The organism is Natronorubrum sediminis (assembly GCF_900108095.1).
In the GTDB taxonomy this organism is placed as follows: Archaea; Halobacteriota; Halobacteria; order Halobacteriales; family Natrialbaceae; genus Natronorubrum; species Natronorubrum sediminis.
The window spans coordinates 191,577-204,821 of record NZ_FNWL01000005.1 but is presented as its reverse complement, the minus strand read 5'-3'; the positions used below and the strand labels follow the sequence as shown (position 1 = coordinate 204,821).

Here is a 13,245-nt window from a genome sequence, read left to right as displayed (position 1 = left end):
GTTAGAGATACCCCAGATCGGAAAGCCGGTCCTCGACCGCGTCGTCGTCGGTCACACTGATCGGGTCCGGTTCGTAATCCGGATACGATTCCTCCGTACTCCCTTCGACGACTGGCAGTGGAATGCCGTCCATTTCGACGTCGATCGGCACGTCGAACAACGTACAGATCGTCGGTGCGACGTCGAAAATTGTCGCCTCCTCGAGCGGGACCCCCTCCTCGAAGTCCTCACCCGTCGCCGCGACGAACCCGGTTTGCTTGTGGTTCCAGGGCTCCATCGGCTCGCCGAAGTGGTCCATCCCGACGTCGGCGACGATCGCGTTGTCGAAGTCGTCCGGGACGGTGAGAATATCCGGGGCGTCCTCGAGATGTGGTCCGTCGAAGTACAGTTCCCGTGGTGCGACGACCTCGAACATCGCCTCGCCGTCGGGCGTCGTCACGTCCGAGAGCAAGTCGATGAGTTCCTGGCGAACCTCGTCGTACTCAGCGGATGCCACCTGCCCGTTTGGCTCTCGCCCCTCGAGATTGATTCTGATGCCGAGTTCGCTCTTCGAGCGAACGTAGGCTTTCGACTCCGGAAAGTCGACTTGCTCGCTCGCCGCACGAATCATCTCGTTGGGCACCCGTCTCCCGATCGGTTCCTTGAGTCCGACCGTATCGAGTGCGTTCGCGATTCGCTGAGTCGTGATCCCAGCCTTCGCGGCGACGTTCATGACGGTCGCGAGGGAACCATCGTCGTGATTGCCGGCGTCTTCTCCCTCGAGGAGGTCGTTCTCCCAGGATTTCGACCAGTTGGGCATCCCCTCACCGCCTTTCTTGGCCTCGAGGTAGCCGTGATCCCGCAGGAACTCGTTGACGCGGAACTCCGTTCCCGTGATTTTGCCCATTCCGTGGTCGCTGACGACGAGCACGTTCTTCGGATCGGTCGTCTCGAGGATATCTGCCACCTGTTCGTCGACGGCCTGATAGACGGCTTCGATCGCCGCTTTGTCACCCGGTCGCTCGTGGAACACGGTGTCCGTCTGCTGGAACTGCACGAAACCGAAGTCGGGATTCTCCCGCCGGCAGAGGTACTGAAACGCCTCACCTCGGCACTCGATCGTCCGTTCGTAGCCCTCGATGGATTGCTCCGGCGCGTCCGTACTCTGTGGGTAGACGTGGTAGTCGTCGCACGCAAGTTTGACGTCCTCCAGGATCCCCTCAGGGTGACACGGTGGGTCTTCCGGCGCGGTCATCCCCGGAATGAGGGCCCCGTTGAACTCCCGGGGCGGGTGCGTCACCGGCACGTTGACGACGACGCTCGAGAGGCCGTGCTCGCTCAATAATTCCCAGACCGGTCGTTCTCGAACGTAGGTCGCGTTCACCACGTCCCACTCGTAGCCGTCGAAAGAGAGAAAATCGTACACGCCGTGTTTGCCGGGGTTCTTCCCCGTGTACATCGACGGCCAGGCGCTGCCCGTCCACGGTGGGATCTGTGACTCGAGCGGGCCGCTGGTCCCTCGGTCGATGAGGTCCGCCAGCGTTGGAATCTTCCCGTCTTCACACAGCGGGTCGAGAATCGACCGGCAGCCAGCATCGAGTCCAATTACCAGTAATTGCATGTCTCTGTCGTCCGTCGAATCGTCCATACACGTCTATGACATCCCACCCCGTTTTTGTTATTTGACTGTTGTTTTCATGTAAGCCGTGACTGTCGTTGTGTTGCCGAACAAAAGCGACACCTACCCGTTATCAGTAATCATTGCCTTTCGCCCGTCCAACCACCAGTAACGTCCAAATCACTAAACCCCTCTTCGTCTAGTTCTCGATCCGGAAACTGTGTTGGTAGACACATACTCTCGTGGATGGTACACAGATGATCAGTGAGAGCCCATCGTTGTTCGTCTGGTCGCTTTCTGAGCCCCGACCGGCCGGTATCGAGTCCTTCCTCAACCACCACGCGAACGCGATGACGCCCTACGGCTCTGGGAAGTCTGCCCTCCGCGACGGACTCGCCGGACTCGTCGAACCCGGCGAAAACGTGCTCATCCCGGCGTACCTTCCAGACGCCGTTTGCGAGCCGTTTCAGGAACTCGGCCTCGAGATCAGATACTACCGACTCGAGGAAACCCTCGCACCGAATCTTGCCGACGTCGAACGGCGCCTCGACGACGAGACGGCCGCAGTCATGTCGGTCAACTACTTCGGGTTCCCACAACCGGGACTCGAGGAGTTCACCGCGTTGCTCGAAGAGTACGACTGCTATCACATCGACGACAACGCCCACGCGCCGCTGAGCGTCGACAATGGAACATTACTCGGTACTCGCGGCGACCTCGGCATCACGAGTCTCTGGAAGATCCTCCCGATTCCGAACGGTTCGGTGCTCTACTGTAATACCGACGCCGTCGCCGACGCGCTCGAACCGTCCTCGCTCGCTGGCGTTTCCGAGACGTTTCGGTTGTCCGACTACCAGTTCATCGCCAAGTCGTTCGCACTCGATTTGCTCAATAAGAGCACCGTCGTGCGACGGTCGGTCGATACGCTCGTCGCGGGTCACTCGTCGGTCAGTCCGAATCCGAGCGCCCGCTACGAAGCCAGCAAAACGACCATGTCGAAACTCTCGGCACGCGTCATCGAGAAGGCGAACCCCGACTCGATCCGCGCTTCTCGGCGGGCGAACTACCGGGCCTGGCTCCGACTGTTCGATCACCGATCCGACGTCGACGTCCTCTTCGAGTCGCTTTCAGATGGACTCTGCCCGCAGGTGTTCCCGGTTCGAACGCCGAACCCACAAGAACTCCTCGACACGCTCGAGCAAGCCGGCGTCGGTGGCGCACACACCTGGCCGCGACTCTCGAGTACCGTCGAAAACGACCCCACCTACGAACTGTCATCTCGACTCGCCAGTGAGGTCGTGGTCCTTCCCGTCCACCAGCACATCGATCCGACGTCGATCGACGTCGTCGGTGAACAGTTGCACTAGTCGTTCGCATCCCAGCGTTACTCCTCGCTCGCCATCGTGTGCAGTTTCGACCGAACGTCCGTACTGAGCGTGTAGGTTCGTTCCGCCGGCCGATCGAGTAGCCCTTCGGTTCGCAACTCAGAGAGCATCCCCTGGACTGCAACCGTCGATCGACCGACCGCACTGGCGACCGTTTTCGACTCGAGTGGATCCTCTCGAGCCAACACGACGAGCGCCCGGCGAGCCGTCGTCACCGAACACTGCGATTGATCGGCCACTCGATCGAGCGTCTCGTCGATCCACTCGCCTTCGAAGACCGCTTCGGGTGGTTCCGGTGGCGTCGCAGTGGTGATCTCCTCGGGGTCGTCCGCGCTCGATTGGGGCTCGACCGACGTGTACCCGAATTCGATGTCGTCGCCATCTGCCAACACGATCTCCGACTCGGCCCCGTCCGTCTCGGCGTTCGCCACCTGCTCGCTGCGCTCGCGTTTGTGCGTGAGGTCGCGCACGCGATCTTGTAAGTGGTCGTTCGCCTCGCGGAGTCGTTCCACCGCGTCCGTTCGAGACTCGAGCGTCTGTTCGAGCGTTTCGATTCGCTCCTCGCGCGCTTCGACCGTCTCTGCGAGTTCGTCTCGCTCGGTCTCGAGGTCGACGATCTCCTCGTGCAACCGACGCATCTCTTCGTCGTTCCCGCCACCACCGAGTTTGGTCTGCATCGTCTCCTTTCGCGTCAGCGCGTCTGCCATCTGCTTCGCCGCACTGGAGACGTCCCGTGCCGACTCGAGTTCGTCCTCGAGGGTCTCGATCCGTTTTTCTTTCTTCTCGAGTTCGTTCTCGAGTTCGACGACCCGATTTTCCTCGCGTTCCTTTCGTTCGGAGATGTGCTGGAGGTCACCGACGAGTGCATCGGAGACCGACTTGAGTTCCGGCCGCTCGAAGTCGTCGAGTCCGGGTGTCGCACCGGCGTCGAACGTTCGCTTGCGCCGGAACTGGACCTTTCGCACGTCCCGCTCGGTCCAGTCCGTCTGGACGAACGCCTGTCCGTCGTTGAGATCCGAAACGAGTTCGGAGTACTCGGTATCGATGATTCGGCCGACGACTTTCGTGTCGTTGTCCCACGTCAGCCGGTGCCAGACGAGCCAGTTCGCCTGGGTGATGAAATCCTTCTTGACGTCCGCCGGGCGCTGACTGATGCCGAGAATTCCCAGCCCGTGTTTGCGTCCGCGCTTACTGATTTTGATCAGCAAATTCCCCGTTTCGCCGACGCCCCCACCCTCCGGAATGTACTCGTGGACTTCCTCGACGACTAGGAGAAACGGCTTTTTCATCTTCTTTTCTTTGACGAACAACTGCCGGGCGATCTTCCGGAGCAGTTCGTCTGCGACGTCTTCGTCGAGGTACCCCGACACGTCGAGGATGACGGGAACGTTTTCCTCGAGTGCCAGCGTCGCCATCTGTTCGGCGTGTTCCGGGCCGATCTGGATGTCACACTCTTCGTCGGCTCCCGCGTGGAGCATCTCGTACTCCTCTTTTAGCCCGTAGTACTCGCCGTCCGTGTCGACGATGAGAAGTGGAAATCCCGCCTCGAGCAACTCTTCGGCGATCACCGACGCCGTGTTGGACTTCCCGGAACCAGATTTCCCGGTAACGAATCCGCGGCCAGTCAGAAGTTCGACGACTGGAAGTTGAAGATCCGAACTGTCGGCCGTCTCGCCGACGAGGATTTCCCGCTGGTCGCTCACCGACTCACCTCTCGTTCCGCGTGCGATATGATCATATATACGTACTCTTCGAATACTGGACCTTGAATATTGGCCTCGAGTCGTGATCAATTTCGGGCGTCTGCAATCGATTTGCGGTGCGTTCCAACGTTACTGTCCACACTGTGTAGAATGTTCATACCGTTTACACCGCCCACACCGTCACTACATTCCAGACGGTTCCGCGGCTGTGATTGTGAGTCACTCGACTCGAGTACGTTTCTCGTCTCGCCCCTCGTTCGAGCAGACTGTTTACACAGTGCCCATTATCCACACGATTCAAACTGTGTACACTGTGTGCACTGTGGCAACTACTGTTGCTGTGTACGCGACTTGAGTCACTCACACTGTATCGACATTGTACGATTCGTGTACAGTGGATACCGTCTGCACCGTCTACAGGGTGCACACTTCGAGAAATGCCCACACCGTTTGAACGGTGTACACTGTATAGTTGGATCGGGTGGGCAACGTATTGATTGGGGTGGGCTCGAGCACCGAACCGTTTTCACTGTCCCCACGCTTTGGACGTTGTCAACCTCGAAAACGGCCCACACTGTGTGAACTGCTCAAACATTCTAAACGCTGTAGGCTGTCTTCGATTCTCTCGAGGCTCACGCTCCTTCGTACGACCGTAGTCCAAACAGTTCACACATTGTACACTGTCTAAACACTCCCTCGGCCTACTCCTCGGTGAACTGTGTGGAATGTGTGAAATGTGTAAACGTTCCGCTACTGTTAAGTCACGATGGTCGGATGATAGACGTGACACTCGCCGTGTCCACGCGCTCACAATCTAGCGACTACCGAACGATGTTCACACTGTGTACACAGCGAAGATGGTATGCGGGCTCACGTCACCGTATTTGGACGACCAGATCCCACCCGGATCGTAGTTGGAACCGTTGCACACATTCTACACCGTGTAGAACTTGTACACTGTGTACACAGCTCGAACGGCGTGCGAAGTTCGAACCGTTCACACGCGTTGGACGGTCCAACTCGCCCAACCATCTACCGTTGGCCGGACCCCAGCCTACTCGTGGATCGTCTGAGCCTCCCACACCGCTCGAACCGCGCAGACGGTGTGGACCGCTGAAACGGTGTACACAGTGTAGACGTCTCGGGCAGTGTGGCCAGTGTGGGCTTCGAACACGTTCGAAACCGTCTCGGACGTGTACGCAGTTTCGCCTGCACCGGTCGCGTCAGTGGAGACGGCGACAGAGGTGTTCTCAGCAATGACAACGACCCCACGTGCCGTCAGCGTCGCCCTTCAGAAAGGCGGCGTTGGCAAAACGACGCTCGCGATCAATCTCGCCGAACGACTCGCAAACCGATCGAACGACGTCTTGCTCGTCGATCTCGACCAACAGGGTAACGCAACCGAGGGTGTCGGCCTGAGCGATGCGTACACGGCCTCCCAGCACATCGGCGACGTGCTCGAGGACGGAACCGAGACGGCGCTCGAGGACGTCATCTATGCCGTCGACTCGTTCGACGTCTTGCCGGCCCACGAGGACCTCGATAGTGTCGAGAACAGCATCCGGAGTGCGACGTTCGGCGAGTTGTGGATCAGAAACGAGATCATCGATCCCGTTCTCGGCGACGAGTACGATTACGTCGTCGTCGACTCGCCACCGAACCTCGGGCCGCTGGCTGACGCGTCGTTGATTTCGACGCAAAACGTCATCGTCCCCTTGCGGATGAGCGAACCGAGTGTCAGCGGCTTCGAACGGATGTATACCCAACAGATCGGCCCGATTCGCAAGGAGATCGATCTCGATATCCTCGCGATCGTTCCGAACTCGCTGGCCGGCGACAACGAGGAAAAGCGGATCATCGGTGACCTCGAGGACTCGCAGTTCAGCGAGTTCTTGCCACAGTTCGCTCGCTCGGCGCACTTCGACGACCCGGACTCACCCGGACCCGGAATACGCGAACGAATCGCGTTCCGACGCGCGTGGCGTGAAGGCGTTCCACTCGCCGCACACGACTCGGAGAGCGATATGTTGGACCGCCTCGACGAACTGGCGGCGGTCGTCGAACGCGGAGGTGTCGGCGATGCCTGAGGACAACCGCTTCGCCGGTTTGGGCGAGGCGGTCGATGACGAGGACTCGAGTGAGAACCTCGAAGCGGAATCGGCAACCGAACCGTCGGGTGACGACTCGAGCAGTGAATCTACTTCGGAAACGGTCGAGTACGATTCCGCTGACGACGCCGACACTGCAGACGAGGGTGCGAATTCAAGCGATTCGAGCGATTCGAGTGATCCGAGCGCGTTCCCCTTCGACGCGACCAAGAAGAAGACCGTCTACGTGCGCCCAGAAACCCTCGAGGAACTCGAGGACGCCCGCGCGCTCGTCGACGCGCAACTGCGAACCCAACACGACGTTCGGAACCTGACCGGCCGGGAGTTCTACGATGCCGTATTCCGGTACGCAGCCGCGGATACGGACGGGCTGATCGAGGAGATTCTCGACGCTCGAGACGAGTAGGTGGATACGCGTCGTCGACGGCGACGCGTTCGTGACGGTTACTCCCCTTTTTCTGCCGATTCGGATTCCGTCGTCTCGAGCGTTTGCTCGCGGACCGTCAACCCCTTGCGACCGAGGTGCTGGAGTTGCTTGCGCGCGAAGTCCTCTTCTCGCGTCCCTCGCGTCGCGAGTACGTACACGAGCGCGCCACCGGCGGGGCGCATCGTTCGTCCGGCACGCTGGGTCCCCTGTCGTCGAGAGCCACCGAGTCCGGAGGCGACGATGGCGAGGTCGGCCGTCGGGAGGTCGATCCCCTCGTCACCAATTCGTGAGATCACGAGCAAGTCGCGTTCGTTCGTCCGGAACTCCTCGAGTCGGCGTCGACGCTCGTGGTGTGGCGTTTCGCCGCTGAGGAACGGAACGTCCAGTGCAGCCGCGAGTTCACGGCCTTGCTCGAGGTAGTCGACGAAGACGAGCGCCCTGGCGTCTGGATGTGCCGAGAGGAGATAACGCACGTCGTCGATCTTGCCGCGGTTTTTCGCGGCGATCCGATACCGCTCTCGCCCGTCGGCGGAGGTGTAGGCGTTTCGCTGTTCGTCGTCGCCCCACGGGACGTAGCGGATCTCGAGTTCGGGTTCGGCGACGAATCCGGCGTCGAAGAGGGCCTCCCAGTCGGTGCCGATCGGCGGCCCGACGAGCGTGAAGATCTCGGTCTGTCGGTCGTCTTCGCGAATCGGGCTGGCCGAGAGGCCGAGACGGTGGCGCGACTGCAGGTGGGTACTCCGTCGGTAGACGTCCGAGGGAACGTGTTGGCACTCGTCGAAGATGACGAGGCCCCACTGTCGGTCGTCGAACAGCGAACGGTGGCGGTCCATGCCGGCGATCTGGTACGTTGCGATCGTCACCGGCCGAACCTCTTTTCGCCCGCCGTGGTACTGCCCGACCTGCTCGGGTTCGAGCGAGGTGTACTCGACGACGGCGTCGGCCCACTGGCGGACCAGGTCGCGACTGGGGACGAGGACGAGCGTCTCGCCACCGACGTGGGCCATGGCACCCATCGCGGCGACCGTTTTTCCGCTTCCGGGCGGGCCGACGAAGACTCCTTCGCCGCTCTCCGCGAATCGATCGATCCACGTTTGCTGGTACCCGCGTAACTCGATCTCGAGATCGATCGAGAGGTCCTCGCCGGACTCGAGTTCCCGGTGATCTTGCACCGGATAGCCGGCCTCGTAGAGCAGCCGTTTGATCGCGGCTTCGGCTCCCTCACGAACCCAGTCCTCGGTATCCGAAATTGGCGCGTGAACGTGCTCTTCGTCCAGCTTTTGGCGTGCGACGTTGCCCATCACTTCGGGGCTCTTGGCCTCGAGTACGGTGTAGCCGTCCTCGTGGGTCGTCAGCCGGAACTGGTGGGCGCGATCCCACTGGCTCTCGACCCACTCCTCGAGTGGGTCGGATCGCTGGCCTAACGCCTGGCGCATCGTTCGACAGAGCCCCTCGAACGTGTCGTGGGGCGCCTGCCAGATGTCCTCGGCTCGAAGGACGTATCGATATCCCTGTTCGCCGTTCCCATCCGCGAGGTGTGCGAACTGCGCTAACTGTGCGCGAGTGAACTGGTCGGGCCGATCCACGATCACCTCGCGTCGCTTCGGGAAGACGACGACGCGTTCTCGGTCGGTCAGATCCTCGAGTTCGCTCGGGTACCAGACGACCGGATCGGGTTCGACGGACAACCGCTCGACGTCACCTCGCTCAGTTAACGCCTCGAGCCCTTCACGAGCGTCGTCCTGCGTGATATCCAGCGCTCGAGCGGCGGCCGCGGCGGTGAGGACGGGCCGTTCGGCTTCCTGGGAGGCGTCGTGAAAATCCGCGAGCGAGAACGTGTCGGCTGCGCTTTCGTCGTCAGCCGACTCGTCGGTCGGTTGCTCCTGTGACTCGCTCAGCGGCTGCTTCGGGGACTCGTCGGCACTCTCGTCGGTCACTGCTCGTGGCTAACGGTGGTGTGGGTAAACCGATTTCGTTCGTCCTACTGCGTCGGTTTCCCGTTCGCTCGAGCCGCTTCGAGGTGCCGGCGTTCGATGACCACTTCCCCGGCTTTCTCGTTCGCCGTCTCGGGGTCGTACTCGTCCGCGACTTCCCGAATCGCCTTCATCGAGGCGGTTCGCACCAGCGCCTCGAGGTCGGCTCCGGTGTAGCCCTCGAGTTCGGCGGCCAATTCTTCGACGTCGATCTCGTCGTCCAGTGGTTTTCCGCGGGTGTGGACCTCGAGGATCTTTTCTCGAGCTTTTTGCCCGGGTTCGGGGACGAGCACGTGGGTGTCGAGTCGGCCCGGCCGGAGCAGAGCGGGGTCGATCTGGTCTTTGCGATTCGTCGCGGCGAGCACGACCAGGTTCGGATTCTCTCGCATGCCGTCGAGTTCGGTCAGGAGCTGTGAGACGACGCGTTCGGTGACCTCGTTGCCGTCGCCTCGAGCCGACGTGATGGCGTCGATTTCGTCGAAGAAGACGATGGAGGGGGCGGCCTGTCGAGCCCGCTCGAACACCTCCCGAATCGCCTTCTCGCTCTCGCCGACGTACCGATCGACGATTTCGGGCCCGTCGACGCGGACGAAGTTGACGTCGGTCTCGCCCGCGAGCGCTCGAGCGAGGAGCGTCTTCCCGGTGCCGGGTGGACCATGTAACAACACGCCGGAGGGCGGTTCGGTGTTCGTCTCTTCGAAGAGTCGGTCGTAGGTGAGGGGCCACTCGACGGACTCACGGAGAATCTGCTTTGCGTCCTCGAGTCCGCCGACGGCGTCGAAGTCCGTGTTCGGCGACTCGGCGACGTACTCGCGCATCGCCGAAGGTTCGACGGACGCGAGCGCGCTGTCGAAGTGGCGTTTCGTCACCGTCGGATCCCGGTTCCACTCGTCGCGCTCGTCGGCGTCGGTTGGCCGAGCACGGATCGCGGCCATCGCCGCCTCGCTCGCCACGGCGTCTAAGTCCGCCCCGACGAAGCCGTGCGTTCGGCGCGCGATTTTCTCGGTGCTGACGTCGTCCGCGAGCGGCATCCCGCGGGTGTGGACCTCGAGAATCTCCGTTCGGCCGTCGACGTCGGGGACGCCGATCTGAATCTCGCGGTCGAAGCGTCCGCCCCGTCGGAGTGCCGGATCGATCGAGTCGACGCGATTCGTCGCACCGATGACGATCACCTCGCCGCGCGCGTCGAGACCGTCCATCAGCGTCAGCAACTGCCCGACAATCCGGTTCTCGGCGTCGCCCTCGTCGTTTCGAGCGCCCGCAATGGAGTCGATCTCGTCGAAGAAGATGATCGTTGGGGCGTTGTCTTCGGCCGTCTCGAAGACCTCTCGCAGGCGTTCTTCGGACTCACCCTTGTACTTCGACATGATCTCCGGGCCGGAGATCGTCTCGAAGTGGGCGTCGACCTCGTTGGCGACCGCTCGAGCGATCAGGGTCTTCCCGGTTCCGGGCGGGCCGTACAACAAGACGCCGGAGGGCGGCTCGACGCCCAGACGCTGGAAGAGTTCGGGCTCCGAAAGCGGCAGTTCGATCATCTCTCTGACGAGTTCGAGTTCCTCGTCGAGGCCGCCGATATCCTCGTACGTGACGCCGGAGGCGGGTTCCGTTTCGGTGGTCGTCGACGGACGTGGATCAGCTGTCGACGACGAGTCGGTGTCGCTCGAGGACTGGTTCGCCGACGCGCTTCCGGTCCCCGACTTCCGGCCCCCGCTCGAGGCGGTGCCGGCAATTCTGATCGTCGTCGTGCTGGTGATGCGAACGTCGCCGTCCGGGTCAGTGTCGGTGACCTTGAACGGTTCCTGGCCGAGTCCCTCGAGACGGATCTGCTCGCCGGCTCGAACCGGCCGATTCCGCAGGGTTTTGGCGGCTTTTCGTTCGGCGATCTGTTGTTGATTCGCGGTGAACGTCGGCGGGGGGACGAGCGTGACCCGTCGCGCTTCGGCGATGGTCGACGTATCCTTCGTGCGAACGGTGACCGTATCGCCGACGTGTGCGCCGGCATTCGCACGCGTGTCGCCATCGATCTGGATGACGTTTTCAGGGACGGCGGAATCCGCGGGCCACATCTTCGCGACGGTCGCCTTTTCGCCGTCGATGACGACCGTATCGCCGCTCAACACGCCGAGTTGTCGACGCGCTAACTCCGGGATTCGCGCGACACCTCGCCCGGCGTCTCGCTTTTCAGCAGCACGAACAGTCAGCGACACGCCGTCCGAATCCGCCTGACTCATACGCGTTCCTTTCGTGTGAGCCACCTTGAGAATTGTCCTGCCAGCAGCCTCCGACCGTGCGGTTACAACGCGTTCTCGAGCAATCGGTCGATTCCACGCCGGATGCGTTCGGACGCTGACGGGCCGGATATCCCCAGTTGCTCGCCGACAGCTTCCGTCGACGCTGCGCGAGGGACTTCGAAGTAGCCGATATCCCGGGCGGCGACGAGTGCATCGTACTGCTCGTTCGTGAGCGAAAACGGCGGATCGTCGGCAGCGGACTCTCGAGTCAGTCGCTCGAGGTGGAACGTCGCGCCTCGCTCGAGACAGAACTCTCGGTAGGCGGCGAGTGCGTCCCGGTCGGGGAATCGGGCACGAGCCCACCAGCCGTCGACGGTGACGATGCCGCCAAGCGGAATGGTGCCGAGTTCGATGTACTTGCGGTAGATTGGAACCGGCGGGTCACGGAGTTCGATTCGATAACGGGCGTGTTCGTCCGCATCGTCGATGGCAACGGCGTCGGCGACTGTGGGATCGGCTGTAACTGCGTCCCGAAATTCGTCGTCGTGATCGTCGACGACGCGACAAACGGCGACGGGCCGGTCGGGATCGACGACGAGGATTCGTTCGATGTAGACCGTCACCGACGGTACCGCGGCGACAGCATTCGTCAGAGGGAGTTCCAGCGACGTCAAGCGAAACTCCGCGATGAGTCCCATACGACACCCGTCGCACCCCTCACTTAAACACCCTACTGTATGAGAGATATCCTCAACGGCGCGTCGGCCGTATCTGTGACTCGATGGCAACTGACAGTCGGCCCAAGATGCAACTCGATCACACCGTTCGACCACACCGATACTACCGAAACGCCGTCGAGAAACACTGGGACCCCCACGAAATCGACCTCGAGACGGACCGGGAGGAAATTACCGAACTCCACGATGTCGCGTTCGAGGCGCTCAAGGAGTCGCTCGCGCTGTTTGGCGCTGGCGAAGAATCGGTGACCGAGGATCTGGCACCGCTTGCGGTCGCACTCGACGATATCGGCGACCAGATGTTCATCACGACCCAACTCTACGAGGAGTCCAAACACACGGACTTCTTCGATCGATACTGGCGCGAGGTCATCCACGCCGAAGAAGAGCGTCGCGGCCAGTCGCTCTCCTCGCCGAGTGATGAGAAGTGGTTCAACGAGCCCTACGACGAACTCTTCGAGCGAAACGAACGGGCGATGGCGCGCCTGCTCGAGGACGACTCTCCCGAAAACCGGGCGAAAGCACACTGTCACTACCACCTGACGATCGAGGGAATTCTCGCCCAGACCGGATACTACGGACTCACGCTCGCGTACGGGAAGAACGAGCCCGAACTGCCCGACCTTCCGGGATTGGTCGAGGGGCTCAAGCTGATCCGCAGCGACGAGGGTCGCCACGTCGGCTTCGGCATGGCACAGCTCAAATCGCTCGTCATCGATGGCGAGGTCGAGGCCGATCTCCTGCGCGAAACGGTCGGCGATCTGGTCCCCCTGGTCCAGAAGAGTCTCGTGACCGACGACGGTGCGAGTTCCTCGGATGGGCCGGGTCCGAGTCCGACGGACCTCTCGGAGTACGCCTACAACAAGCACGAGCAGCGAATGAAGCAGATCACGACCGCCAGCGAGAAGATTCCCGACGTCGAGGAGCTAACTGAACTCGAGGATTGAGTCGTCTCCTCGAGTCGAGTCCACGAAACGATCTTCTCCGACTCTCTCGTTCGGCAGGTGTCGTGGGATCCACGCAGCGGTGTGCGAAGGAGGCTATTGAGCCGTACTTTCCGTGGTGACGTTGCCCTCGGTATGGA

9 protein-coding genes are annotated in these 13,245 nt (G+C 61.6%); 4 read left to right on the top strand and 5 right to left on the bottom strand.

Features of this window, described 5'->3' with window-relative positions:
- Position 1: 1 nt before the first annotated feature.
- On the bottom strand, positions 2-1,627 hold the full coding sequence (locus tag BLW62_RS17330) for an alkaline phosphatase family protein (protein WP_090508285.1): 1,626 nt from the start codon (positions 1,625-1,627) through the stop codon (positions 2-4).
- A 227-nt stretch (positions 1,628-1,854) separates the two neighbouring features.
- Between BLW62_RS17330 and BLW62_RS17325 the strand changes: the two genes are divergently transcribed.
- Positions 1,855-2,964: a DegT/DnrJ/EryC1/StrS family aminotransferase gene (locus BLW62_RS17325; RefSeq protein WP_090508284.1), complete on the top strand. Its 1,110-nt coding sequence runs from the start codon at positions 1,855-1,857 to the stop codon at positions 2,962-2,964.
- A 17-nt stretch (positions 2,965-2,981) separates the two neighbouring features.
- Here BLW62_RS17325 and BLW62_RS17320 read toward each other — a convergent pair whose 3' ends face one another.
- A complete protein-coding gene (locus BLW62_RS17320) occupies positions 2,982-4,685 on the bottom strand; it encodes an ATP-binding protein (protein WP_175459793.1) in 1,704 nt (567 codons plus the stop codon).
- Between the two features lie 1,256 nt (positions 4,686-5,941).
- Here BLW62_RS17320 and BLW62_RS17315 point away from each other — a divergent pair.
- Both BLW62_RS17315 and BLW62_RS17310 read left to right on the top strand, forming a co-directional pair.
- Complete coding sequence (locus BLW62_RS17315; protein ID WP_090508325.1) at positions 5,942-6,772, top strand: ParA family protein; 831 nt, start codon at positions 5,942-5,944, stop codon at positions 6,770-6,772.
- Positions 6,765-7,199, top strand: coding sequence for a DUF7970 domain-containing protein (locus BLW62_RS17310; RefSeq protein ID WP_090508283.1), 435 nt, complete (start codon positions 6,765-6,767; stop codon positions 7,197-7,199). The genes BLW62_RS17315 and BLW62_RS17310 overlap by 8 nt, the downstream gene beginning before the upstream one ends.
- A 38-nt stretch (positions 7,200-7,237) precedes the next feature.
- On the opposite strand, the gene BLW62_RS17305 is transcribed toward BLW62_RS17310, so the two are convergent.
- The 3 genes from BLW62_RS17305 to BLW62_RS17295 form a co-directional block, all read right to left on the bottom strand.
- Positions 7,238-9,157 carry a DEAD/DEAH box helicase gene (locus BLW62_RS17305; RefSeq protein WP_090508282.1) on the bottom strand — a complete coding sequence of 640 codons (1,920 nt, stop codon included), beginning with the start codon at positions 9,155-9,157 and terminating at the stop codon, positions 7,238-7,240.
- Between the two features lie 44 nt (positions 9,158-9,201).
- On the bottom strand, positions 9,202-11,424 hold the full coding sequence (locus BLW62_RS17300) for an AAA family ATPase (RefSeq protein WP_090508281.1): 2,223 nt from the start codon (positions 11,422-11,424) through the stop codon (positions 9,202-9,204).
- Between the two features lie 62 nt (positions 11,425-11,486).
- Complete coding sequence (locus tag BLW62_RS17295) at positions 11,487-12,122, bottom strand: helix-turn-helix domain-containing protein (protein ID WP_090508280.1); 636 nt, start codon at positions 12,120-12,122, stop codon at positions 11,487-11,489.
- 83 nt (positions 12,123-12,205) lie between these two features.
- Between BLW62_RS17295 and BLW62_RS17290 the strand changes: the two genes are divergently transcribed.
- Complete coding sequence (locus tag BLW62_RS17290; protein ID WP_090508279.1) at positions 12,206-13,108, top strand: ribonucleotide-diphosphate reductase subunit beta; 903 nt, start codon at positions 12,206-12,208, stop codon at positions 13,106-13,108.
- Positions 13,109-13,245 lie beyond the last annotated feature (137 nt).